We start from the raw sequence: 23,340 nt of genomic DNA, 5'->3' as shown, positions 1-23,340 counted from the left end.
TTGCCTCCCATCGGTCGGGGCGAACGAGCCGGCCTGTAAGCCGGATCCTGTCCCGGCCGTGAGGCCGGGGGCGACCATCCATCTGGGCACACCGTCGCCGGGTACCTCGAGCAGCCAACCCGCGAGTTCGGACGAGCAGTCCTGAAAACACTCGCGCACCCGCACCGCCGCAGGCGGTGCGCGCTTCGGCCTTGCTCCGGGTGGGGTTTACCGAGCCGCCGCGGTCACCCGCGGCGCTGGTGCGCTCTTACCGCACCGTTTCACCCTTACCCGCTGCACGCAGCGGGCGGTCTGTTCTCTGTGGCACTGTCCCGCGGGTCACCCCGGGTTGTCGTTAGCAACCACCCTGCTCTGTGGAGTCCGGACTTTCCTCGACTGCCGGCCTGTGCGGTACTCCGCACGGTTCCGTCGCCGCGGCCGCCCGGCCGACTCGTTCGCGGGTTCTACGATAGCCGCTGCGGCACCGCCGGGAGGTGTCCGGTGTCATTGACCAGCTTCACCACCGAGCCGCCGTCCGGAAAGTACTCGGCGATCGACAGCGACGCCAGATCCAGGTGCAGCCGGAACAGCAGCTCCGGTCCCACCCCGAGCGCCTCGCGCAGCAGACTCTTGATCGGCGTCACGTGGCTGACCGCCAGTACCCGCCGACCGCGGTACCGGTCGACCAAGTCGCTGCGGGTCTGCGCCAGCCGCTGCCCGACCTGCGCGAAGCTCTCCCCGCCCGGCGGTGCGACGTCGTCGTGGCCCAACCACCGACTGTGCAGTTCCGGGTCGCGCTCGGCGGCCTCGCGGAAGGTGAGACCCTCCCACGCGCCGAAATCGGTCTCGATCAGCCCGTCGTGCACTTCGACCCCGAGACCGATGGCGTCGGCGACGGCCTGCGCGGTCGCCCGCGCCCGCGCCAGCGGGGAAGACACGATCACGTCCACACCCCCCTGCTCGGCCAGGCGCTCGGCCGCCGCGGCGGCCTGTGCGCGGCCGAGTTCGGTGAGCACCGGATCTCCGTGACCGGAGTAGCGGCGTTCCACCGACAGGGCGGTCTGGCCGTGGCGCAACAGAAGCAGGCGCGTCGGCTCGGCCATCTGGCCCTGCCAGTTCGGGGTGGTCACTGCTCCTGTCCGGGCTGGGAGAGCCCGGACTGCTCGGTGCGGATGAGGATGGCGTTGCATTCCTCGCAGCGCACCACCTCGTCCTCGGCCGTGCCGGCGATCGACGCGAGGGTGCGCGGATCCAGTTCCATCCGGCAGGCACCGCACCGCCGCTGCCGCAGCAGCCCGGCTCCGACCTGCCCCTGCGCGCGCAGCCTGTCGTACGCGGCGAGCAGGTCGTCGGGCACCTCGCCGGCGATCGCCTCGCGCCGGCCCAGAAAGTCGGTCACCTGGTTCTCCCCGGTCGCGGTCGCGTGGTCGCGCGCAGTGATCGCCTCAGCCAGCGCGGCCTCCAGGTCTACGACGGCGCTCTGCGACCGGTCCAACTCGATACCCAGCGCCTCCTGGCGCTCCATCACCTCGAGCAGATCGTTCTCCAGCAGCTCCTGGCGGCGCTGCAGCCCGCCCAGCTCGTGCTGCAGTTCCGAGAGCGCCTTGTGGCTGAGCAGACCCGATTCCAGCTGTGCCCGGTCCCGTTCGGCGTGCTGGGTCATACCGGTCAGTTCCGCGTCGATGTGGTCGTACCGGGTCTGCATCTCCGTCACCGCCGCCTGCGCGTTGACCACGTCCGCACGGGCGGTCGCCAGCTCGCTCTCGATCCGGACCACCTCGTCGGCTTCCGGCAGATTCGCCAGCCGGTGGCGGAACCGCGCGAGTTCCGCGTCGAGGTCGGCCAGGTCGAGCATTCGACGCTGCTGGGCGGGCGGGGCTTTCATAGATTTCGGCCTCTCGTATCGGGCAGGGCATTCATCGGCGGATCAGGTGCGGTAGTGGATCAGAGTGCATCGGCAGGGTGGTCGTTCACGACGGGACCACGTTGAACGGGTCGGTCGGCGGCTGAAAGACCGTGGCTGCGCAGCCGTTCTCGGCCAGAAGCTCAGCGGCGCTGACGCACCACGGGAACTCGGTGGCCCAGTGCCCGGCGTCGATCAGGGCCGGACCCCCGGCGCGGAGCGCCTCGTCCACCACATGATGCCGCAGATCTCCGGTCACGTACACATCGGCACCTGCCACGGCCGCGGCGCCGATCAGCGAGTCCCCCGCACCTCCGCACACCGCCACCGTGGTGACCAGCGCATCCGGGTCACCCGCCGCGCGGATCCCCCACGGAGCGCTCGGCAGCGCGCGGGCGGCGTGAGCGGTGAACTCGCGCAGGGGCATCGGCTCGGCGAGGCGTCCGACCCGGCCCAGACCCACGTCGCTGTCGAGCGCCGCCTGGGCGAACACGTCGAAGGCCGGTTCCTCGTAGGGGTGGGCGGCGCGCAGCGCGGCGAGCACTCGTGCGCGGAGACCTCGCGGCGCGACCAGTTCCACGCGTTCCTCGTCGACCCGGGTGAGGTCGCCCACGGCCCCGATCGTCGGGTCCGCACCGTCGACGGGCAGGAACTGCCCGGTCCCGACCACGCCCCACATGCAATCCCGGTAGTCGCCTATCGCACCGGCGCCGGCCCGGAACATCGCCTCGGTGACCTGTTCGGCACTGCCCTCAGGAACCATGACCACCCATTTGTCCAGTGGTGCGACGGGTTCGGGCTGCAGCGGCACGGTGTCGTGCACGCCCAGCGTCTCGGCGAGCGCATCGGACACGCCGCCGCGCACCTTGTCGGCGTTGGTGTGCGCCGAATAGAGAGCACAGCCGCCGGTGATCAGCCGGTGGATCAGCCGGCCCTTCGGGGTGCTGGCGGCCACCGACTCCACGCCGCGCAACAACAGCGGATGATGCGCCACGATCAGATCGGCGCCGGTCGCCAGCGCCTGCTCGACCACCGCGTCGGTCACATCGACGCAGACCAGCGCCGTGCGCACCTCGTCGTCGGGGTCGCCGCAGACCAAGCCGACGGCATCCCAGGATTCGGCGAGCGCCGGCGGATAGGCCGCATCCAGAGCGGTCACCACGCGACCCAGTGTCACCGTCATGCTTTCCTCTCCCGTCGTCATGCGCCCCGTCCGCGGTGCGATGCCTCGCCGGCCAGGACCTCGGTCATGGCGGCGACGAGTGCGGCGGCCGGTTCAGCCGAGCGTACGGCCAGGCGCAGGTGATCGGCACCGAGGCCGGTGAAGTTGGCACAACTGCGCACCGCGAAACCGCGCTCGCGCAGGGCGGCCTTCAGGCCGAGGCCATCGGGCACCCGAATCAGCACGTAGGGGGCCGCCGGTTCGGTGCACACCTCGATCCCGGCCTCGCCGAGGAGGCCGACCAAGTGCGCGCGGTCGCCGGCGACGGTGCCGGCGAGCGCGTCGGTGTAGGCCTGCCCTCGCGGTCCCAGGCACTCGGCGAGCGCGGCCAGCGCCAGCGTGCCGAGGGGCCAGTGCCGGCGGCCCGCGGTCAGCTCGGCGATCACGTGCGGGGCAGCCAGCAGATAGCCGGCCCGCAGACCGGCCAGGCCGAAGGTCTTGGTGATCGAGCGGATCACGACGACTCCGTCGGGCAGTGCGCCGGCCAGCGATTGCGGTTCCCGCACGCCGGTCACCGGATCGACGGTCAGGTCCGCGAAGGCTTCGTCGACCACCACCGTCCGCCCCGGCCGGACCAGCCGCAGGATCTGCTCGCGGGTGTGCAGCATCGAGGTGGGATTGGTCGGGTTGCCGAGCACCACCAGGTCGGCGTCGCCGGGCACCTCGGCCGCGTCCAGCCGCCACGGAGCCGGCAGCACCACCCGGGTGATCTCGGCCCCCGACGCCGCGAGCACCCGTCCCGGCTCGGTGAAGGTGGGCTCGATCAGCGCCACGTGGCGTGGTCGCAGCCGTGCCAGCAGCTCGAAGCCCTCGGCGGCGCCGTCGAGCAGGAGGACCTCGGCGGGCGAGCGACGGTGCAGTCGCGCGGCTGCGCCGACGGCCCGCTGCACGTCGTCGGCACGGGGGTAGGCGGCGAGGTCGCCGAGACGGGCGGCGAGCACGTCCCGTACGAAGGGCGGCGGACCGGGCTGGACGTTGACGGCGAAGCCGATCAGCCCCGCCTCGGCGTCGGCGTCGCCGTGACGGCCCGGCTCGAACAAGTCGGTATCGGTGCGCAGTGGACGACCCGGTGACATGCCTGTCGACCCTACGGGCACCATGGAGGCCGTGACCGCTCAGCCCGCCCGCCCGCACCCCGATCCCGCCGACCCCACCACCGTGCTGTTGATCGACCTCGACGGCACGGTCACCGACAGTTTTCCCGGGATCACCACGTCGTTCCGGCATGCGGTGGCCGCACTCGGCGCGCCGGAGCCGTCGGAAGCCTTTCTGGCCGACGTGGTGGGACCACCGCTGCTCGACTCCATGCACGCCTTCGGCTTCTCCGACGAGGACGCAGTACGGGGCGTCGCCGCCTACCGCGAGCGCTACGACGTCGTCGGCTGGCTGGAGAACTCGGTCTTCGACGGCATGGACGTGCTGCTGGCCGATCTGGCCGCCCAGGGCCGAACCCTGGCCATCGCGACCAGTAAGAACGAGGAAGTGGCCCAGCGCATTCTGGAGCACTTCGGGTTGACCGATCACTTCGCGGTGATCGCCGGGTCCAGTGCCGACGGCACACGCCGCAGCAAGGCGCAAGTCATCGCCCGGGCCATTGAGGGACTAGGGTTGGATCCGGAAGTGACCCCCACGGTCATGATCGGAGACCGCTCCCACGACGTCGACGGAGCAGCATCCTTCGGTCTCCCCACCATCGCGGTGGGGTGGGGATACGCCAGACCGGGGGAGGTCGACGAAGCCACGTGGACCGTGCGAACGGTCCCGCAACTGCGCGAGGTACTCGGTGTCTGAAAGCCCCGACCGGCTGCACATCTGTTTTGTCTGTACCGGCAACATCTGCCGATCCCCGATGGCCGAATCGATTCTGGCGTCGGCGATCGCCGACGCCCGGCTGGACGATCGGGTGCAGGTCAGCAGTGCCGGCACCGGCGGCTGGCACATCGGCGAGCCCGCCGACAACCGCGCCCGCACCGAGCTGCTGGCGCACGGCTACTCCGACCAGCACGTCGCCGCCCAGCTCGACCCCGATCATCTCTCTGCCGACTTGCTGGTGGCCCTGGACTCCGGTCACGTGCGCGAGTTGTCGCGCAAGCGGCTGGGTGACCGCGTGCGGCTGCTGCGCAGCTTCGACCCGAACTCCGAGGGTGAGGACGTCCCCGACCCCTTCTACGGCGGCCCGGAGGACTTCGCCGCCGTCCGCGCCCAGGTGGAGGCCGCCGTGCCCGGCCTGCTGGCCTGGATCGAGGCCACCCTGGCCGAGCGGGAGTGAGTCGGCAACGCTCGGTATCCTGGGGACGTGCACCTGCTGCGAACCTTCCTTCGACCCGGGTGGTTGCTCTCCACCGTGCTGGTCGTGGCGTTCGCCGCCGCCTGTTTCCTGGTCCTCGCGCCGTGGCAGCTCGGTAAGAGCAGCGACACCGAGCATCGCAACGACCTGATCCGCACGGCGACCGAGACCTCCGCCGTCCCCCTTTCCGACCTGGTGGCAGCGGGCGCGCCCCTCGACACCGATACCGAGTGGCGCGAGGTGACGCTCACCGGCAACTACCTGCCGGAGGAGCAGGTCCTGATGCGACTGCGATCGGTGGCCGAACGCCCTGCCGCCGAAATCGTGACTCCCTTCCGGCTCGCCGGCACCGACCGCACCGTCCTGGTGGACCGGGGCTGGATCCGTCCGGAAGCAGACAGCTCGATCCAGGTGCCGGCGCCCCCGACCGAGCAGGTCACCATTCACGCGCGGCTGCGCAAGTCCGAAGGCACCACCGAAGGCAAGGAGCCGCGGATCGAAGACGGCCGGCTCACCGCCTACACCGTGGACTCGGCGGCCATCTCCACCGCCTCCGGGCTGGCGCTGGATCCGTTCTACGCCCAGCTGGTTCCGGACCAGCCCGGCGGTCTGGGCACCATCGATCTCCCGCAGCTGGAGTCGGGCCCGTACCTGTCGTACGGGCTGCAGTGGCTGGCCTTCGGCATCATGGCGCCGCTGGGCATCGCCTACTTCGTGTGGGCCGAGGTGAAGCATCGCCGAGCCCTGCGCCGGTCCGCCGACGGCGACGAGACCGAGGTGGTGGCCGAGGACACCTTCGACGACACCCGGGCCGGCGAACGCCGCCGTATCCGCGACGATCTCCGCGCGGCGAGCGCCGACGATGCGGCGGCCGCCCCCGAACCCGGCCCCGCCGTCGCCGTGGACATCCCCGACGACGACGTCAAGGCCAAACTGGCCCGCCGCTACGGCCGCTGACGCCCCTCGTCTCCCCGCTCATCGAGCCGGGCGAGGCGCAGCCCGCTACCGCTCCGTTGCCGTTCATTGAGCCGGGCGAGGCGCAGCCGAGACCGAGTCGAAATGAACCCGCCCGCACACGACGGTCCCGGCTTCGACACGACCCCTCCGCAAGCTCCGGGGTCGGCTCAGCCTACGAACGAACTGGGACCGACTCAGCCCGCGGTGACGGTACCCGCACGACAGCGAGGACCGCGAGGAGCCCGCTCGCGATCTGTACCCGCCGGGAGAGGCGCACGGCCGCCCGTAGCTCGGCGGCGCGGGGCGCGGGCCCGTCGCCCAGCACCGGACGATCCTCCACCCCGTGCGGGTACACCGTCCGTCCGCCCAGCGAGATCCCCAGCGCCCCGGCGAACGCGGCCTCCACCACGCCCGCATTCGGGCTGGGATGCTTCCCGCCGTCGCGCCGCACCGCGCGCACCGCGCGTATCGGATGCCCGCTGAGCAGGCCGGCCAGCAGCGCCGTCACCCGTGCCGGCACCAGGTTGGCGGCGTCGTCGGTCCGCGCTGCGGCCCAGCCGAAGCGGGCGTACCGCGACGACCGGTAACCGATCATCGCGTCGAGCGTGTTCACCGCGCGGTAGCCGAGGAGTCCGGGCGCACCGGCCAGCGCGCCCCAGAACAGCGGTGCGACGGTGGCGTCGGAGGTGTTCTCGGCGATCGACTCGACCGCCGCACGACAGATTCCCGCCTCGTCGAGGCTGCTCGGGTCGCGCCCGACCAGGCTGGGCAGCGTGGCGCGCGCGCCGTCCAGGTCACCGTCGTCGAGGGCGTCGGCGATCCGATCGCCGACGCGGCACAGCGTCGTGCCGCCGACCGCCGAGAAGGTGGCCACCGCCGTCCCGACCGGGCCGGCCCGTCCGGCGAGGCCTCCGGCGAGCACCGCTGCACTCACCCAGAGCGCCGTGAACCCCGTCCCCGCTGCGCGTGAGTCGCGGTAGAGCCGATTCTCCGAGGCCGCTACGGCCGAGCCGAAGACGGCGACGGGGTGGCCGCGCCGGGGGTCGCCGAAGGCCAGGTCGGCGGCCATTCCCGCCGTCATCGCCAGAGCCTGCCCGCCTCGACTGTGCACGCGCCCGATGGTATCGGGCGGCGGGCTACCATCGATCCGATGGCCACCGCACCGACCCCTTCCGCCGGGAGTTTCGAGATCTCCACCGGCACAGCCGAACTGACCCATGACGGCGTCGGGGGCTGGCTGCTGACCGTCAACGGGGCCCAGAGCAGCCACGTCGACCCGTTCGATCCGACCAATCTCGAGTTCGAGTACATGCGGCAGATGGCGTCGGCGATCGCCGACGCCCACCCCGAGCCCGTCACTGCCCTGCGCGTGCTGCACCTGGGCGCGGCCGCCTGCGCGCTGCCCCGCCACCTAGCGCACCGCTACCCGAAGTCGCGGCACGTCGCAGTGGAGATCGACGCCGAACTGGCGCGGCTGGCGCGCGAATGGTTCGACCTGCCCCGGGCTCCGCGCCTGCGGATCCGGGTCGGCGACGCCCGCGAAGTGGTGGAGACGCTGACCGAACAGACCCGCGACATCGTGATCCGGGACGCCTTCGCCGAGGATATCACGCCCCCGCATCTGATGACCGCCGAGTTCACCCGCGCCGTCAAACGGGTGCTGGCCCCCGGTGGGCTCTACCTGGCCAACTGCGGCGACCGCCGCGATCTGAGATCAGTGCGCAGCGAGGTCGCCACCATCGCCGACGTCTTCGCGAACGTGGAGTTGATCTCCGATCCGTCGATGTTCAAGGGCCGGCGCAGCGGCAACATCGTCGTGGTCGCAAGCGACGGCCCCCTCCCCCGATCACCCGAGCTGCAACGCACCCTGCGCAGCGATCCCGAGCCCTCACGACTGCTCACCGACGATGAGGCGACGGCGTTCGCGCGCCACAGCCCCATCCTGCGCGACTGACCGGACTCCCCGCCGCGCACCGAGCTGCGGCCGGACGTGGATATCGCCGCAACGCCCGAACGCCGGTCGAAATAGGACTAGCTTGAAACTCGGGCGGAGCCGGTCGACGGAACCGCTCGCCCCGGAGGAAGCATGTCGCAGACATTGTTCATCGACGGTTCCTGGTGTGCCGCCGCGAGTGGCGACACCCGCGAGATTCGCTGCCCCGCAGACGGTTCCCCGGTGATCACCGTCGCCGAGGCCGGCTCGGCCGAGGCGGACGCGGCGGTGTCCGCCGCGCGGCGCGCCTTCGACAGCGGGCCCTGGCCCGCCACCCCCACACCCGACCGCGCGGCCTTGCTGCGCGCGGTCGCCGGACGGCTCCGCACCGAACGCGACGCCGTGGCCCGCATGGAGTCCCTCGACACAGGCAAACGCTTCGTCGAATCCCAGTACGACGTCGACGACGTGATCTCGGTGTTCGAGTACTACGCCGACCTGGTGACCTCCGAGGCCGGCCGCGTGGTGGACACCGGCCGGGCGGACGTGGTCAGCCGGGTGGTCTACGAGCCGGTCGGGGTGTGTGCGCTGATCACGCCGTGGAACTTCCCGCTGCTGCAGACCTCCTGGAAGGTGGCCCCCGCCCTGGCGGCCGGCTGCACCTTCGTCCTCAAACCCAGCGAGCTGACCCCGTCGACGGCCATCTGGTTGATGACCGCGCTGACCGAGGAGGGCATGCCCGCCGGGGTCGGCAATCTGGTGCTGGGCAGCGGCGCGGGAGTCGGCGCCGCCCTGGTCGACCACCCCGACGTCGACATGGTCTCGTTCACCGGCGGACTGGCCACCGGTACGGCGATCTCGGCGGCCGCCGCCGCGACCGTCAAGCGGGTCGCCCTGGAACTCGGCGGCAAGAACCCGAACGTCGTCTTCGCCGACGCCGACTTCGAGGCCGCGGTCGACGGCGCGCTGACGGCGATCTTCGTCGATTCCGGGCAGGTCTGTTCGGCCGGTGCACGTCTGGTGGTCGAAGAGTCCATTCACGACCGATTCGTCGACGAGCTGACCGCGCGCGCCGCCCGCATCCGACTCGGCGGCCCGTTCGACGACGACGCCGAGACCGGTCCCCTGGTGAGTGCGGCGCACAGGGAGAAGGTGGAGGCCTACGTCGCCCGGGCGATCGAGCAGGGCGCCGTGCTGCGCGTCGGCGGGCAGCGACCCACCGGCGCGGGCCTCGACGACGGCTTCTTCTACCCGCCGACGATCCTCGACGGCTGCGACCGGTCGATGGACTGCGTGCACGACGAGTCCTTCGGCCCGGTGCTGACGGTGGAGACCTTCGCCGGCGACACCGGGCCGGCCGCCGAGGACGCCGCCGTGTCCATCGCCAACGACACCCGCTACGGCCTGGCCGGGGCGGTGTGGACGCAGAACGGCGGACGTGCCGAACGCGTGGCCGGGCGGCTGCGCCACGGAACGGTGTGGATCAACGACTATCACCCGTACGTCCCCGGAGCCGAGTGGGGCGGTTTCGGCCAATCCGGCAACGGCCGCGAACTCGGACCCACCGGTCTCGCCGAATACCGCGAGCCCAAACACATCTGGCACAACATCGCCCCGGCCCCGCAGTACTGGTTCGGAGGCTGACCCCGGAGGGCCGCACCGCACCAGCGCCGCCGGAACGGGGCGCACACGACCAACCGAGTACGACGAAGGAGTTCCCATGGCCGGCAGCGACCGATTCGACTACATCATCGTGGGCGGAGGCTCGGCGGGATCGGTGCTGGCCAACCGGCTCAGCGCCGATGCCGGCACCTCTGTGCTGGTGCTCGAGGCCGGGCACTCGGACTTCAAGATCGACCCGTTCATCCACATGCCGGCCGCGCTGCCGTTCCCGATCGGCAGCCGCTTCTACGACTGGGGCTACGAATCCGAACCGGAGCCGCACATGGGCGGCCGGCGGGTGTACCACGCCCGCGGCAAAGTCCTCGGCGGCTCCTCGAGCATCAACGGGATGATCTTCCAGCGCGGCAACCCGCTGGACTTCGAGCGCTGGGCGGCCGACCCGGGCATGGCGAACTGGGACTACGCCCACTGCCTGCCCTACTTCAAGCGCATGGAGACGTGCCTGGCCGGTGCCGACATGTGGCGCGGCGGCTCGGGTCCCCTCGTACTGGAACGCGGCCCGGCCACCTCCCCGCTCTTCGGCGCCTTCTTCGAAGCCGTGCAGCAGGCCGGCTTCCCGCTGACCGACGACGTCAACGGCTATCGCCAGGAGGGATTCGCCCCCTTCGACCGTAACGTCCACGACGGACGCCGGCTCAGCGCGGCGCGCGCCTACCTGCACCCGGTTCGCAAACGCAAGAACCTCACCGTCAAGACCCTGACCCACGTGACCGGGCTGCGCCTCGACGGCAACCGGGTCACCGGCGTCGAGTACAAACGCGCCGGAAGCAGTTCGGTGCGGCGCGCAGACGCGCCGGAGGTGATCTTGTGCGGCGGCGCGATCAACTCGCCCCAGGTGTTGCAGCTGGCCGGGATCGGGCCCAAGGAAGTACTCGAGGGCCTGGGCATCCCGGTGGTCGCCGATCTGCCGGGTGTCGGCGCCAACATGCAGGATCACCTCGAGGTGTATCTGCAGCACGAGTGCACCCAGCCGGTGTCGGTGGGACCGTGGCTCAAGCACCGGCACAAGCCGCGTATCGGCGCCGAATGGCTGTTCCTGCGGCGCGGGGTCGGTGCCACCAACCACTTCGAGGGCGGTGGTTTCGCCCGCTCCAACGACCAGGTGGACTACCCCAACATCATGTTCCACTTCCTGCCGATCGCGATCCGCTACGACGGCTCGCAGCCGGCCGCCGAGCACGGATACCAGGTGCACATCGGCCCGATGTACTCCGATGTGCGCGGCGAGTTGAAGATCACCTCGAAAGACCCGTTCACCCACCCGGCGCTGCAGTTCAATTACCTGTCCACCGAGAACGACCGCCGCGAATGGGTGGAGATCATCCACACGGCGCGAAAGATCCTGTCGCAGCCCGCGTTCGACGCCTTCAACGGCGGCGAGCTCTCCCCCGGCCCGTCGGTCCGGACCGACGAGGAGATCCTGGACTGGGTCGCCAAGGACGCCGAGACGGCGCTGCATCCGTCGTGCACCGCGAAGATGGGCACCGGCGACGATGCCGTCCTCGATCCGGAGACGCTGCGGGTGCGCGGGGTAGAGGGCCTGCGCGTGGTGGACGCCTCGTCCATGCCGTATGTGACCAACGGCAACATCTATGCGCCGGTGATGATGCTGGCGGAGAAGGCCGCCGATCTGATCGCCGGCAATACTCCACTGGGGGCGCTGGACGTGCCGTTCTACCGCCACCGCGCCGACATGCCGCTGTGGTGGCCACCGACCGACCCACGCAACTACACCCCAGATCAGGCCGGGGCTAACGCCCAGGCACCGGCTCGGGAACAGCACTAGCGATGCCTCCGGGACAGGTGGAGTCCGATTTCGCCGAGGCAGAACTGGCCAAGCCCCGCCTGAACAAGGTGGTCTTCGGCGGTTCGGCGATCGGCAGCGTCGCGATCGCCCTGTGGGCGATCATCGTCCCCGACAACGCGGCCTCGGTGCTCGGCACCGTCGTCGGCTGGATCTCCGAATGGTTCGGCTGGTTCTATGTCGCGCTGGCCACCCTCATCCTGGTGTTCGTCGTCTGCATCGCGCTGTCGCGGTACGGGCGGACCAAGATCGGGCCCGACCATTCCAAGCCGGAGTTCAGCACGCTGTCGTGGGCGTCCATGCTGTTCGCCGCCGGTATCGGCACCGACTTGATGTTCTTCGCGGTGGCCGAGCCGGTGACCCAGTACATGGCCCCGCCGACCGGAACCCCGCAGACCGTGGACGCCGCCCGCGAGGCGACGGCGTGGACGCTGTTCCATTACGGCATCACCGGCTGGGGCATGTACGCCCTGATGGGCATGGCCCTGGGCTACTTCGCCTATCGCAAACAGCTGCCCCTGGCGATCCGCTCGGCCCTGTATCCGGTGCTGGGCAAGAGGATTCACGGACCGGCCGGCGACGCCGTCGACCTGGCGGCGGTGCTGGGCACCATCTTCGGCGTCGCGACCTCACTGGGCATCGGCGTGGTGATGATCAACGTCGGCCTCAACGTGGTCTTCGGCGTCCCCGAGGGGCTGACCGCGCAAATCGTCCTGATCGTCGTGGGCGTGGCGGTGGCCACCGTCTCCGCGGTCTCCGGCGTGGACAAGGGCATCAAGCTGCTCTCCGAACTCAACGTGCTGCTGGCCATCGCCCTGGCGGTGTGGGTGCTGATCGCCGGCAAGAGCGAGTTCCTGCTGAACTCGCTGGTGCTCAGCATCGGCGACTTCGTGCGACTGTTCCCCGGAATGGCGATGCAGACCTTCCCGTGGGAGGACACCGGCAGCTGGATGGCCGACTGGACGCTCTTCTTCTGGGCGTGGTGGATCGCCTGGGCGTCGTTCGTCGGCATGTTCCTGGCCCGGATCTCCCGCGGCCGGACCATCCGCGAGTTCGTCGCCGGGGTCCTGATCATCCCGTTCACCTACATCCTGATGTGGGTGGCCATCTACGGCAACGCCGCCATCAAGGTGATCCGCGACGGCGATCAGGAGTTCGGGAACGACACCATGGAAGTCCCCGAACGCGGCTTCTACGACCTGCTCCAGCAGTATCCGGCGTTCAGCGTGGTCGCCGTGATCGCCACCCTCACGGCGCTGCTGTTCTATGTGACGTCCGCCGACTCCGCAGCCCTGGTGATGGCAAACCTGACTTCCGAGCTCGACGATCCGCGCCAGGATGCGGCCAGCAGTCCCCGCATCTTCTGGGCGGTGGCCACCGGTCTGCTCACCGTCGCGGTGCTGTCGGTGGGCGGTATCCCGGCACTGCAGTCGGCGACGGTGATCATGGGGCTGCCGTTCGCCTTCGTGATGATCGCCGTGATGATCGGTCTGCTCCGGTCCCTGCGGGAGGAGGGACAGCGCACCGACGGTGTCCGGGCCGCCCAGCCGCGGGTGCTGTCCAGCCGCAGCGGCGCCGGCGACGACCGCTCCTGGCGCGAACGCCTGGAACACGCGATGTCGTTCCCGTCCCTGGCCGAAGCCGAACGGTTCCTCCACGGGCGTGTCACCGACGCCCTCGAGTCGGTGGCCGACGAGTACCGCTCGATCGGCTACAACGCCTCCGTCGAGACCTCGACCGATCCCGAGGACGGGGATCCGTGCGTCACCCTCACCCTCGGCGGCGAGGCCGAGGGCGACGACGGCTTCATGTATTCGGTGCACCGGGCGGCGGTGGCCATCCCGACGTACGCCGGGCGCGCCCGGCGCGGCAACGACTACTACGCCCGGCTCGAGGTGCACCTGTCCAGCGGCGGCCAGGGCTACGACGTCATGGACTACACGTCGGCACAGCTGATCAACGACGTGATCGACCAGTACGAACGGCACCTGGAGTACCTGCGACTGAGCAAGGAGACCAACGGCAAGCGCACCGACACCGCATCGGAGTGACCCGGCGCGTGCGTCAGGCCGGCACCACCAGGCCGGCGGAGATCAGCCAGTCGTAGGCGACGTCGGCGGGGTCTTCGCCGTCGATGTCGACCCGGCGGTTCAGATCCCGGACGACGTCGTCGTTGAGCTTGGACGACACGGTGCCCATCAGCTCCCGGATCTCCGGGTAGCGGTCGAGCACCTCCTCCCGCACCACGACACTCCCGTTGTAGGGCAAGAAGAATCCCCGATCGTCCTCCATGATCTGCAGGTTCAGATTCGGAATCCGGCCGTCGGTGGCGAACACCATGCCGAAGTTGCAGGGACTGCCGTTCGCCGTGGAGGTGTAGATGACACCCGAGTCCATGCGCGTCACGTTGCCCTGCGGAACACCGTCGGGGGTGTTGAACGGGATGTCGTAGGCCTCCAGCATGGGCAGGAAACCGTCCGACCGGCTGAAGAACTCGTCGTCGACGCAGAAGGTCCGCTCGTTCAGCGGCAACGCGGCCACATCCGACAGCGTCTTGGTCCCCAGCCGTTCAGCCGTCGCCGGCGAGGCCGCGAACGCGTACGTGTTGTTGATGTCGGACGGCGGCAGCCACACCAGCTGGTTCTCCGCCAGCTCGATGTCGTGCACGCGCTGCCACAGCTCCTCCGGGTCGCTGATCGACTCGGACTCCTCGTGATAGACCACCCATCCGGTGCCGGTGTACTCCCACTGCAGATCGGTCTCGCCGTTGAGCTGGGCCTGCCGGGACGAGGCCGCACCGGGCGCTCCGGTCATGTCGGTGACCTTCGCTCCCGCCGCCGCCAGATAGGTCGCCGCGATCTTGCCGAGGATCACCTGTTCGGTGAACGCCTTCGACGTGACCGTGATGGCGGCCCCGTCCAGCGGCTTCTCACCGTCGGGCAGCGCCGCGCTGCGGAACGTGCCGGACGAGGAGACCAGGCCGCAGCCGGCGATGCCCAGGACGACCGCGGCCGCCATCGTCAGCACCGCCAGGGCCCGCACGGGCCCCCGCCGCGTCATGCCAGCCCCCGCGGGGTGGCGACGAGTTCGACCAGTCGCCCGAGCCAGTCGATCACCATCGCCAGCAGTGCCACCAGCACCGCGCCGGCGATCAGCAGATTCGGCAGGAACAGCGTGATGCCGGTAGTGATCAGGGTGCCCAGGCTCGTGGCCCCGATGAACGTGCTCAGCGTCGCCGTGCCGACCAGGATCACCAGCGCGGTACGCACCCCGTTGAGGATCACCGGCACCGCGAGCGGCAGTTCCACCTGGAACAGCGTTCGCGCGCCCGAGAAGCCGATCCCACGGGCGGCCTCCACGGTGCGCGCATCCACCTGCCGCAGGCCGACGATCGTGTTCTGCAGGATCGGCAGCACGGCGTACACCACCAGACCGATCACCGCGGTGCGGAATCCCGTGCCGAAGGCGAAGGTGAACAGCACCAGCAGACCGACCGCGGGTGCGGCCTGACCGATGTTGGCGATGCCGACGGCGATCGGTGTCAGCCGGGTCAGTTTCGGTCTGGTCAGCACGATGCCGAGCGGGATCGCGATCGCGACCACGATCACCGCCGCGGTCACCGTCAGTTCGATGTGGTCGACGATCGTGGTGCCCAGCACGGACCATTCGAGTTGCGCGAGCTCGTTGGACGTGAACTCGGTCAGCCCGTACCAGGTGAAGAAGATGGCGGCGACCACGACGATCACCAGCGGCTCGAACCAGACGTCCACCGGCAGCGCGCGGAACCGCCGCCACAGCGACGTGCCCGGCGAGGACTCCGGAAGCGATTCGGGCGGGTTGGCGGGGTCGGGGACCCCGTCGATCACCGGTGCACTCACGAGGCACCGCCGTTCTCGGCTTCAGCCTCGGCGAACTCGACGTAGCTCGCCTCGTCGGCGTGCGCGTCACCGAGCTGGCCCCGGATCACCTCGATGATGGTGCCGATCCGGACCCAGCCGAGCAGAGGTCCGCCGGAGACGGCGACCAGGGCCCCGCCCTGACTGGCCGCGAGCATCTGGTCCAGCGCGTCGTGCAGGGTCGACGACGGCGCCACCACCGGCAGCCGGTTGTCGACGAAGCCGGCCACCTCGTCGGTCGCGCCGATCTCGTCCAGCGACGGCCAGGCGATCGGCACCCCCGTGCTGTCGACCACGACCACCCACCGGTGTCCCTGTGCCCGCGCCCGTGCGACGACCGCCGCCGAGGACTCGCCCACCCGGGCGGTGGTCACGGGGTCGTACTCGGTGTCCTTGACGCGGGTCAGGGACAACTGCGCCAGGGTGGCGCCGGATCCGATGAACTCGGAGACGAACTCGTTCGCCGGGGTGGCGAGGATCTCCGCCGGGGTCGCGAACTGCTCGATGTGTCCTCCCTTGGACAGGATCAGCACGCGGTCGCCGAGCTTGGTCGCTTCCTCGAAGTCGTGGGTCACCACGACGATGGTCTTGCCGAGCTCCTTGTGGATCTCGATGAGACTGTCCTGCAGGCGAACCCGGGTGATCGGGTCGACGGCGCCGAACGGCTCGTCCATCAGCAGGACGGGCGGGTCGGCGGCCAGCGCCCGGGCCACGCCCACGCGCTGCTGCTGACCGCCGGACATGTCCTTGGGCAGCCGGTGGGCGTATTCGGCGGGGTCGAGCCCCACCAGTTCCAGCAGGTATTCGGTGCGCTCGGCGATCCGGGCCTTGTCCCAGCCCAGAATCCGCGGGATGGCACCGACGTTGCGCTCGACGGTCCAGTGCGGGAACAGCCCACCGGACTGGATCACGTACCCGATCGACTGACGCAGCTTGTCCGGATTCACTCCGGTCACGTCGCGGCCGTCGATCAGAATCCGCCCGGAGGTGGGCTCGATCAGCCGGTTGATCATCTTCAGTGTCGTGGTCTTGCCGCAGCCGGACGGGCCCACGAAGGCGACCACTTCACCCGCGGCGATCTCCAGGTCCAGTTCGGCCACGGCGGGCTCGCTCTGCCCGCGGAAGTGCTTCTCGACACCGTCGAGCACGATGGAGGCTCCGGTGATCTCGCGTCCGGATTCGGTGGTACCGCTGGTCATTTGAGTCCTCTCGGAATGGTCAGTCGCCCGAGCAGGACGAGTAGTGCGTCGAAGACGAGGGCGATGGCGACGATCAGGACCGTGCCGGTGATCGCCATCTCCAGCGAGTTGGCGCCGCCCAGGCGGGCGAGCCCGTTGAAGATCAGCGAGCCGAGCCCGGGGCCCAGCACGTAGGCGACGATCGCCGCGACGCCGACGATCATCTGCGTCGACACCCGGATGCCGGTGAGGATCACCGGCCAGGCGACGGGCAGCTCCACGGTGAGCAGCACCCGCCAGCGCGGCAGCCCGATTCCCCGGGCGGCCTCGATCAGACTCGGCGGCACCGATCGGAGCCCGACGATCGCGTTGCCTATCACCGGCATGGCGGCGAAGAAGGCAAGCATGATGAACGACGGCACCACGCCCAGACCGAACGGGACGATCAACAGCGCCAGCAGGGCCAGCGTCGGGATGGTCAGCGCGACACGGCTGGAGGTGAGGGTCAGTGCCGCACCGATCGGCAGCCGGTAGACGAGCACGGCGATCACGACCGCCACCACGGTGCCGACCAGCACCGTTTGGAAGGCCAGCGAGGCGTGCTGATACGTCAGGAACGCGAGCGTCTGCCCGCGTCCCGATACGTACTCCCAGAGACTCACGTGTCGCTCGGCCCGACGGGTTCGCTCCCCCGGAGGGTGACGCGGTGCATCACCCGCCGATTCGGCAGGTAGTCACGGTTGGCGTAGTGGAGGGTGTTCCGGTTGTCCCAGAGGACGATGTCGCCGAGGCTCCAGCGGTGGCGGACGATGTGCTCGGGCTTGGTCAGGTGGGCGTAGAAGAGGTCGAGCAGGGCCCGGCTCTCGGCGTCGGAGACACCCTCGATGTGCGAGGTGAAGCCCGGGTTGACGAACAGTGCGCGTCGACCGGTCTCCGGGTGGATCCGCACCACCGGATGGCGGGACGGGGTCAGCTCGGTGACCCGGCTCCCCTCCCACACGTTGCCCACTCCGCCGCGGTTCTGCCGCAAGTAGTAGCCGAACTCCCGGGTGCCGTCGTGGAAGGCGTAGAGCTGGTCGGCGAGCTCCCGCACCGGCTCCGACAGCGACGCGTAGGCGAGTTCACCGTCGGCCCAGGAGGTGTCGCCGCCGGTCGGCGGCAGCACCAGGGGCCGTAGGACGGACCCGGCCGGCGGCCGCGGCATGAACGTGACGTCGGTGTGCCAGACGTCGGCGAAACCGTTGTCGGTGCTGTCGAGGGAGTAGACCTCGTCCGGCACGTCCGATCCGCTGTCCCACACCGGGTGTCCGACCGTGGTCTCGCCGAGACGCTGCGCCAGCCGGACATGGGTCGCGTCGTCGATGTCCTGCCCCCGCAGAACCACCACCTTGTGCTCGATCAGCGCCGCCCGCAGCAACGTCAGCTGTGCCTCGTCCGCGGTGGCCACGTCCAGTCCGGAGAGTTCGGCACCGAAGTTCGGCCCCAGAAGCTTCACGTCCAGTTCGCGGCCGGCGGAGATCGGCGCGTTGAGGGTGGTGGTCATGTCCTCGCCCTTTCGTTCCTCGAAACCCGAGGGAACCCGAGTCGCCTTCCGTTGTACGGATGTTTCGGGACGCTACCCATGCTTGAAACCACACTGAGTCAAAACCATCCGAAACGATGCGATCGCAACTCGCACGAGATAGTAGCGGCGCATACCAGTGACTACAGCGGGAAGCCGACCGTGCAGCGCGGTTTCGCCGTGTTTCCGGTGAGGGTGTTCATCACGGTGGCGCCGACCCAGCTGTCGTACGGGAGGCCGACGTGCCCCACGGTGTCGTTCGGGCAGTGGTCCTGGACCACCACGTTGCGCACGTTGGGAGCCTTCGGCAGGAAGCCGTGCCGATAGGGCGTGGCGATCTCATCGTGTCTCGTCATCACCATCAGGTACTGAATGCTCGAATGCAGCGGGCCCCAATCATTCTCGCCCGGAGCCCGGGCCGGCAGTCGGTCGGCGATCGATCCGACCGTGGAGGTGCCGCGGTTCGACGGCCCCATTCCGATCAGATGACGCACCTGCGCGGCGCGCCCCGGCAATTGGGTGAACAGCTGGGCCACCGCGCTGCCCTGGGAGAAGCCGACCAGGTCGACCTGCTGGGCACCCGAGGACGCGAGCACCCGGTCCACGAGGGCCGCCACCTGCTTGGCCGACTTCTCCCGCGGAGCGAGACCGCCGATCTGTGCGCTCCAGCTGGCCTGCCCGTAGGTGAGGCTGTAGACGCAGAAGCCGCGATTGGCCATGGTCGGGGCCAGGTATTGCCAAGCCGACATCTGGTTCTGCGCGGTGCCGTGCAGCAGCACCACCGGCGTCTTCTCGCTCCGGCAGCCCTTCACGTTCGCTCCCGGCGGCGACATCTCGGCCGGCTGCATGTCGCCGGTCACCGAGGCGACGCCGGCGTCGGTGACGACCGGGTACTCGGGCCCCGCCGCGGCGGGCGGGGCACTGACCACGGCTGCTCCCAGAGCCGCCGCAAGTGCGGCCGTGCAGACGGACAGTCGGACTCCGAAGGGGCTGATCATGTCGTGATTATCGCGCACCGACGGGCCTCGCCGCAGGCTGAGCCGGGGCGAGGCGCCGGCCGAGCCCGTGTCGAAGCCCCCAGCCGATGCCTTCGACTCGGCCCCTCACTGCGTTCGGAACCGGCTCAGGCAGCGACCGTAGCTGCGCTCGATCAGCGACGGCGGCTTCGGTCGACGGAGAGAGGCTCCCGTGCGCGCAGAAGGGGAGATGATTCACCCTCTGTGACCGTCAGGAGGCCGGTGTCCATGCGCCCGACGTCACCGGTGCCGACCAAGCGATGTGCGCCTCAGATGAAGTGCGCGCAGTAGGGATCGAACCTACGACCGCTGGTGTGTAAAACCAGTGCTCTACCGCTGAGCTATACGCGCGTCGCGGCGGCACCCGGGGGGCCGCCGACTCAGTGAAAGATACCGGTACGGGCGCGCCGCGAACAATCCCGCCACTACTCGAGCGCCGGCCCACGTTGAAACAACGGCCGCTCAGGGTCTGGTGATCGCACTCAATCCATTCGGCTGGCTGGTCGCAGAACGCACCGACCGGCGTGCGTCAGACTCACGCACCCACAGATTCGGCGACGGGCCGTCGATCGGACGTATCGAGTCCGGCCGGTGCGCGGCGCGGACCGCGCAGCAGCATGCTTGCGGCCACCGCGGCGGCGGCCGTGACCGCGACGGCCACCCACACGGCCGAGTGCAGTCCGTCGACGAAGACCTGCTGCACCTCGGACAGGAGCGGGCCTGCGGCGGACTCCGGCGCGCGGGCCGCCGCTTCCGCACCGGCCATCACCGATTCACTCGCCGCCTCGGCGACTTCTCGCGGGGCGCCGAGCGCGACCAACCGATCGAGCACACCGGTGGTGTACACCGACGTCAGAACCGAGCCGAGGACCGCGACTCCCAGCGCCCCGCCGACCTCGCGCGTGGTGTCGTTCACCGCGGCGCCGGCACCGGCTTGCTCCGGGGTCAGCGCGTCCATGATCAGCTGCGTGCAGGGCCCCGAGATGAAGGCCAGCCCGACCGCCATCAACGTCATCGACCAGACGATCAGCGACCAGTAGCCCGACGTCTCGTCGGCGATCTCCACCAGGCCGAAACCCGCGGACATGAACAGCGCACCGAGCACGGCGACGACCCGCACGCCGATGCGCTGCGACAGCGCCATCGCGATCGGCGAGAACGCCGCCATCACGACAGCGAACGGAAGGGTACGAAGTCCGGCCTCGAGTGGGCTGTAGCCCATGACCGCTTGGAAGAACTGGGTGATGAGGAAGATGAATCCGAACAGCGCGAAGAACGCGATGCTGATCATCCCGGCAGCCGTCGCAAAGTAGCGGTTGGCGAACAGCCGGACATCGAGAATCGGACTCTCGATGCCGAGCTGCCGGCGCACGAACAGCCCCAGAACGACGACCGCACCGAGGAGGCCGCCGAGCGTCGGCAGGCTGATCCAGCCGTAGTGGGGTCCCTCGATCACCGAGTACGTCAGCAATCCGAGGCCCAGCGCGGACATCACCAGGCCGGGCAGATCGAATCGGCTCACCGATTCGGGCCGGGTTCCGGGCACCAGCAGCCCGATCGCGATCAATGCGACGCCGCCGAGTGGGAGATTGACCCAGAACACCGACGCCCAGGAGAAGTGCTCGAGCAGCCATCCGCCCAGTACCGGGCCCACTGCGACTGCAACACCGGCGGTCGCCGCCCAGATGCCCACCGCCGTCGCACGCTCCCTGCCCTGTGGAAACACCGCGGTCACGATCGCCAGCGTCGCCGGGAACACCAGCGCGGCGAACACACCGAGTCCGCCCCGCGCCGCGATGAGCTGTCCCAGCGTCTGAGACATCGCGGCCAGCGCTGAAACGGCGACGAATCCGCCGACGCCGATCGTCAGGACACGACGGTGCCCGAACCTGTCGCCGAGGTAGCCGCCGGTCAGCAGCAGGCCGGCGAAGACGAGCGTGTACGCGTCGACGATCCACTGCATGCCCGAGATACCCGCATTCAGATCGCGCGCCATCGAGGGCAGCGCGACGTTGACGATCGTGTTGTCGACCATCACCAGCAATTCCGCGAAGCAGAGGGCGGCGAGGGTGAACCATCGGTTTCTCATGGGGACTCCCAAGGTTGTTCGGGTCATCGACCCGATCGATATATAGAACACCGACCCACTGTTGTAGATCATTGTTCTTATCTAGAAGAACATCGTTCTAGTAAGCTGTCAACGTGTCTCCCTCGAAACCACGGACCCGCACACCCGCCGCCGATGTGCGCGACCAGTTGATCGCCGCCGGGCGCCGGATCCTCGAACACGACGGCGTACCGGGACTGACCGTCCGGGCCGTCGCGGCCGAAGCCGGTGTCGCGCCGATGGGCGTGTACAACCACTTCGACGGCAAGGAGGGGCTGCTCGACGCCGTCGTCACCGATGGATTCGTCGAGTTCGGCCGGGCGATCGCCGCGACCGATGAGGCCCCGGTCGCCCGCCTGCAGAACAGCGGTCGCGCCTACCGACGATTCGCCCTCGCCAACCCGACGCTCTACTCGCTGATGTTCTCCACGACGTGCAACCCCGAGCCCTCGGCGGCCGCGAACTCGTTCGCAGTGCTTGCCGACATCATTCGCTACGCACAGGTCGCCGGTCTGATCCGCGCCGGCGACCCTCAGCAGTTGGCGATGTACACCTGGTCGTGCGTTCACGGCGCTGTCAGCCTGGAACTGGCCGGCGCCAAGACCGCGATGGATTCGTGGCCCGGCTCCGGCGACCACCTTGCGCAGCAGCCCTTCGACGGGGACGCCAACTACGAGGGCGTTCTGGCCCTGATCGCCGCCGGCCTCGCGGCGTCGACCGGTTAGCCGGGGCACGACCGGCACCGCCGGTCGTGCCGAGCAGCGGTTCGACGGCCGGCGTTGCGGCACGCCCGCGAGGGCGCTCCCCCTACCGATCCGTCGGGGTTAACGTTTAGGAACCAGCCCACCTCCACCCGAGGAGTCCGCCATGGTCACTTTCATTCCCCGCCAACCCGTCATCGATGCCCTTCGCGAGGAATGGTCGACTCTGGACACCCTGGCCTCGGGGCTCGACGACGACCAGTGGTCCGCGCCCTCCACCCTGGCGGGCTGGAGCGTCTCGGACATCTTCGCCCACATCACCGGCACCGAGTGGTCACTCACCGGCCGCGACGTGGAGGCCATCCGCGACGTCTCCTCCCTCGAGCACGTGAAGAACCCGATCGGCGAGCTCAACGAGCGCTGGCTCGACTACTACCGCGCCCGGTCCCGTCAGCAGTTGATGAACGACTTCCACGAGGTCACCGAGAAACGGCTCACGGCGCTCGAGGGCACGACCGAAAGGGAATGGGACGCCGAAGGATTCACGCCCGCGGGCACCGACACCTATGGACGGTTCATGCGCATCCGGATCTTCGACTGCTGGATCCACGAGGTCGACATCCGGGACTCACTGGAGCTCGGCGTGCCCGACGACATCCTCCCGGCCACCTCGGCCCGCAAAGAGATGGTGACCTCACTCCCCTTCATCATCGGCAAGCGCGCGCAGGCCCCCGCCGGCAGCACCGTCACCGTCGATTTCACCGGGGTGGCGCCTCGCGCGGTCCACGTCGCGGTTCAGGACCGCGCGGCGGTGGTGCCCGTCCTCGACAGTCCCGCCGACACGACTCTGACCGTCGACCTCGTCGAGTACGCCCGCCTCATCGGCGACCGGCCCACCGCCGACCCGTCGAAGGTCGCGATCACCGGCGACCGGGTCCTCGGCGAGAGGATCGTCGCGAACTTGCACTACCTGATCTGAGCGAGCCGGCCAGGCGGCCGGTCGGTAGAAGAAGTCGAGCGGATGACAGGATTCGAACCTGCGTCGTACGGTTTTGCAGACCGCTGCCTCACCACTCAGCCACACCCGCGTTGACCAAGAGTCTGCCGGGCGCG

General features: G+C 69.5%; 21 protein-coding genes, 2 tRNA genes and 1 other RNA gene. 9 read left to right on the top strand and 15 right to left on the bottom strand.

Features of this window, described 5'->3' with window-relative positions:
• Positions 1 to 20: 20 nt before the first annotated feature.
• The 5 genes from rnpB to cobC all read right to left on the bottom strand — a co-directional run bounded on the left by rnpB (position 21) and on the right by cobC (position 4,180).
• An RNA gene (gene rnpB, locus ABD732_RS12540) (RNase P RNA component class A) lies at positions 21 to 433 on the bottom strand.
• A 10-nt stretch (positions 434 to 443) separates the two neighbouring features.
• On the bottom strand, positions 444 to 1,082 hold the full coding sequence (locus ABD732_RS12535; protein WP_425553046.1) for a histidine phosphatase family protein: 639 nt from the start codon (positions 1,080 to 1,082) through the stop codon (positions 444 to 446).
• A gap of 23 nt (positions 1,083 to 1,105) precedes the next feature.
• Positions 1,106 to 1,864 (bottom strand): zinc ribbon domain-containing protein, encoded by a 759-nt coding sequence (locus tag ABD732_RS12530; RefSeq protein ID WP_344784183.1) that lies wholly within the window; start codon positions 1,862 to 1,864, stop codon positions 1,106 to 1,108.
• Positions 1,865 to 1,949: 85 nt separating this feature from the next.
• Complete coding sequence (locus ABD732_RS12525) at positions 1,950 to 3,065, bottom strand: Nif3-like dinuclear metal center hexameric protein (protein WP_344784181.1); 1,116 nt, start codon at positions 3,063 to 3,065, stop codon at positions 1,950 to 1,952.
• Between the two features lie 17 nt (positions 3,066 to 3,082).
• Positions 3,083 to 4,180 carry an Rv2231c family histidinol phosphate aminotransferase CobC gene (gene cobC, locus ABD732_RS12520; protein ID WP_344784179.1) on the bottom strand — a complete coding sequence of 366 codons (1,098 nt, stop codon included), beginning with the start codon at positions 4,178 to 4,180 and terminating at the stop codon, positions 3,083 to 3,085.
• 22 nt (positions 4,181 to 4,202) lie between these two features.
• Here cobC and ABD732_RS12515 point away from each other — a divergent pair, with 22 nt between their 5' ends.
• From ABD732_RS12515 to ABD732_RS12505, 3 genes are read left to right on the top strand one after another with little or no spacing between them, the layout of a single operon-like run.
• The gene (locus ABD732_RS12515; RefSeq protein ID WP_344784557.1) at positions 4,203 to 4,895 is read left to right on the top strand and encodes an HAD-IA family hydrolase; all 693 of its coding nucleotides are present in this window, start codon (positions 4,203 to 4,205) and stop codon (positions 4,893 to 4,895) included.
• Entirely contained in the window at positions 4,888 to 5,373 is a 486-nt protein-coding gene (locus tag ABD732_RS12510; RefSeq protein WP_486326939.1) for a low molecular weight protein-tyrosine-phosphatase, read from the top strand. The genes ABD732_RS12515 and ABD732_RS12510 overlap by 8 nt, the downstream gene beginning before the upstream one ends.
• 27 nt (positions 5,374 to 5,400) lie before the next feature.
• A complete protein-coding gene (locus tag ABD732_RS12505) occupies positions 5,401 to 6,348 on the top strand; it encodes an SURF1 family cytochrome oxidase biogenesis protein (protein ID WP_344784177.1) in 948 nt (315 codons plus the stop codon).
• 172 nt (positions 6,349 to 6,520) lie between these two features.
• Here the strand turns inward: ABD732_RS12505 and ABD732_RS12500 are convergent, their stop codons facing one another.
• Entirely contained in the window at positions 6,521 to 7,459 is a 939-nt protein-coding gene (locus ABD732_RS12500) for a cobalamin biosynthesis protein (protein ID WP_425553041.1), read from the bottom strand.
• Between the two features lie 39 nt (positions 7,460 to 7,498).
• Here ABD732_RS12500 and ABD732_RS12495 point away from each other — a divergent pair, with 39 nt between their 5' ends.
• The 4 genes from ABD732_RS12495 to betT all read left to right on the top strand — a co-directional run bounded on the left by ABD732_RS12495 (position 7,499) and on the right by betT (position 13,819).
• Positions 7,499 to 8,302: a spermidine synthase gene (locus ABD732_RS12495; RefSeq protein ID WP_344784175.1), complete on the top strand. Its 804-nt coding sequence runs from the start codon at positions 7,499 to 7,501 to the stop codon at positions 8,300 to 8,302.
• A gap of 132 nt (positions 8,303 to 8,434) precedes the next feature.
• Entirely contained in the window at positions 8,435 to 9,925 is a 1,491-nt protein-coding gene (locus tag ABD732_RS12490) for an aldehyde dehydrogenase family protein (RefSeq protein WP_344784173.1), read from the top strand.
• Positions 9,926 to 10,001: 76 nt separating this feature from the next.
• On the top strand, positions 10,002 to 11,750 hold the full coding sequence (gene betA / locus ABD732_RS12485) for a choline dehydrogenase (protein ID WP_344784171.1): 1,749 nt from the start codon (positions 10,002 to 10,004) through the stop codon (positions 11,748 to 11,750).
• A gap of 2 nt (positions 11,751 to 11,752) precedes the next feature.
• Complete coding sequence (gene betT / locus ABD732_RS12480; protein WP_344784169.1) at positions 11,753 to 13,819, top strand: choline BCCT transporter BetT; 2,067 nt, start codon at positions 11,753 to 11,755, stop codon at positions 13,817 to 13,819.
• A 13-nt stretch (positions 13,820 to 13,832) separates the two neighbouring features.
• Here the strand turns inward: betT and ABD732_RS12475 are convergent, their stop codons facing one another.
• The 8 genes from ABD732_RS12475 to ABD732_RS12440 all read right to left on the bottom strand — a co-directional run bounded on the left by ABD732_RS12475 (position 13,833) and on the right by ABD732_RS12440 (position 21,508).
• Entirely contained in the window at positions 13,833 to 14,828 is a 996-nt protein-coding gene (locus tag ABD732_RS12475) for a glycine betaine ABC transporter substrate-binding protein (protein ID WP_344784167.1), read from the bottom strand.
• Positions 14,825 to 15,565: an ABC transporter permease gene (locus ABD732_RS12470; protein WP_344784551.1), complete on the bottom strand. Its 741-nt coding sequence runs from the start codon at positions 15,563 to 15,565 to the stop codon at positions 14,825 to 14,827. The genes ABD732_RS12475 and ABD732_RS12470 overlap by 4 nt, the downstream gene beginning before the upstream one ends.
• Positions 15,566 to 15,642: 77 nt before the next feature.
• Positions 15,643 to 16,863: an ABC transporter ATP-binding protein gene (locus tag ABD732_RS12465; RefSeq protein WP_344784165.1), complete on the bottom strand. Its 1,221-nt coding sequence runs from the start codon at positions 16,861 to 16,863 to the stop codon at positions 15,643 to 15,645.
• Positions 16,860 to 17,504, bottom strand: coding sequence for an ABC transporter permease (locus ABD732_RS12460; RefSeq protein WP_344784163.1), 645 nt, complete (start codon positions 17,502 to 17,504; stop codon positions 16,860 to 16,862). The genes ABD732_RS12465 and ABD732_RS12460 overlap by 4 nt, the downstream gene beginning before the upstream one ends.
• Positions 17,501 to 18,385 carry a TauD/TfdA dioxygenase family protein gene (locus ABD732_RS12455; protein WP_344784161.1) on the bottom strand — a complete coding sequence of 295 codons (885 nt, stop codon included), beginning with the start codon at positions 18,383 to 18,385 and terminating at the stop codon, positions 17,501 to 17,503. Before ABD732_RS12455 ends, ABD732_RS12460 begins: the two co-directional genes overlap by 4 nt.
• Before the next feature lie 161 nt (positions 18,386 to 18,546).
• On the bottom strand, positions 18,547 to 19,401 hold the full coding sequence (locus tag ABD732_RS12450) for an esterase/lipase family protein (RefSeq protein WP_344784159.1): 855 nt from the start codon (positions 19,399 to 19,401) through the stop codon (positions 18,547 to 18,549).
• 297 nt (positions 19,402 to 19,698) lie between these two features.
• Positions 19,699 to 19,770: transfer RNA gene (locus ABD732_RS12445), tRNA-Val, on the bottom strand.
• 184 nt (positions 19,771 to 19,954) lie between these two features.
• Positions 19,955 to 21,508 carry a DHA2 family efflux MFS transporter permease subunit gene (locus ABD732_RS12440; RefSeq protein WP_344784157.1) on the bottom strand — a complete coding sequence of 518 codons (1,554 nt, stop codon included), beginning with the start codon at positions 21,506 to 21,508 and terminating at the stop codon, positions 19,955 to 19,957.
• 113 nt (positions 21,509 to 21,621) lie between these two features.
• Between ABD732_RS12440 and ABD732_RS12435 the strand changes: the two genes are divergently transcribed.
• Positions 21,622 to 22,251, top strand: coding sequence for a TetR/AcrR family transcriptional regulator (locus ABD732_RS12435; RefSeq protein WP_344784154.1), 630 nt, complete (start codon positions 21,622 to 21,624; stop codon positions 22,249 to 22,251).
• Between the two features lie 142 nt (positions 22,252 to 22,393).
• Positions 22,394 to 23,206, top strand: a complete 813-nt coding sequence (locus ABD732_RS12430; RefSeq protein WP_344784152.1) for a maleylpyruvate isomerase family mycothiol-dependent enzyme — start codon at positions 22,394 to 22,396, stop codon at positions 23,204 to 23,206.
• Between the two features lie 37 nt (positions 23,207 to 23,243).
• Here the strand turns inward: ABD732_RS12430 and ABD732_RS12425 are convergent.
• A tRNA-Cys gene (locus tag ABD732_RS12425) sits at positions 23,244 to 23,315 on the bottom strand.
• Between the last annotated feature and the right edge of the window lie 25 nt (positions 23,316 to 23,340).

Origin of the sequence: Gordonia caeni, assembly GCF_039537105.1 — a bacterium.
GTDB classification, from domain to species: Bacteria; Actinomycetota; Actinomycetes; order Mycobacteriales; family Mycobacteriaceae; genus Gordonia; species Gordonia caeni.
The sequence above is the reverse complement of the archived record's forward strand: the minus strand, read 5'-3'. Positions and strand labels throughout refer to the sequence as shown.

Bases quoted from the DNA above. Each gene is read 5' to 3' on its own strand.
- ABD732_RS12535 (WP_425553046.1), bottom strand. From the start codon at position 1,082: ATGGCCGAGCCGACGCGCCTGCTTCTGTTGCGCCACGGCCAGACCGCC.
- ABD732_RS12530 (WP_344784183.1), bottom strand. From the start codon at position 1,864: ATGAAAGCCCCGCCCGCCCAGCAGCGTCGAATGCTCGACCTGGCCGAC.
- ABD732_RS12525 (WP_344784181.1), bottom strand. From the start codon at position 3,065: ATGACGGTGACACTGGGTCGCGTGGTGACCGCTCTGGATGCGGCCTAT.
- cobC (WP_344784179.1), bottom strand. From the start codon at position 4,180: ATGTCACCGGGTCGTCCACTGCGCACCGATACCGACTTGTTCGAGCCG.
- ABD732_RS12515 (WP_344784557.1), top strand. From the start codon at position 4,203: ATGGAGGCCGTGACCGCTCAGCCCGCCCGCCCGCACCCCGATCCCGCC.
- ABD732_RS12495 (WP_344784175.1), top strand. From the start codon at position 7,499: ATGGCCACCGCACCGACCCCTTCCGCCGGGAGTTTCGAGATCTCCACC.
- ABD732_RS12490 (WP_344784173.1), top strand. From the start codon at position 8,435: ATGTCGCAGACATTGTTCATCGACGGTTCCTGGTGTGCCGCCGCGAGT.
- betA (WP_344784171.1), top strand. From the start codon at position 10,002: ATGGCCGGCAGCGACCGATTCGACTACATCATCGTGGGCGGAGGCTCG.
- betT (WP_344784169.1), top strand. From the start codon at position 11,753: ATGCCTCCGGGACAGGTGGAGTCCGATTTCGCCGAGGCAGAACTGGCC.
- ABD732_RS12475 (WP_344784167.1), bottom strand. From the start codon at position 14,828: ATGACGCGGCGGGGGCCCGTGCGGGCCCTGGCGGTGCTGACGATGGCG.
- ABD732_RS12465 (WP_344784165.1), bottom strand. From the start codon at position 16,863: ATGACCAGCGGTACCACCGAATCCGGACGCGAGATCACCGGAGCCTCC.
- ABD732_RS12455 (WP_344784161.1), bottom strand. From the start codon at position 18,385: ATGACCACCACCCTCAACGCGCCGATCTCCGCCGGCCGCGAACTGGAC.
- ABD732_RS12450 (WP_344784159.1), bottom strand. From the start codon at position 19,401: ATGATCAGCCCCTTCGGAGTCCGACTGTCCGTCTGCACGGCCGCACTT.
- ABD732_RS12440 (WP_344784157.1), bottom strand. From the start codon at position 21,508: ATGAGAAACCGATGGTTCACCCTCGCCGCCCTCTGCTTCGCGGAATTG.
- ABD732_RS12430 (WP_344784152.1), top strand. From the start codon at position 22,394: ATGGTCACTTTCATTCCCCGCCAACCCGTCATCGATGCCCTTCGCGAG.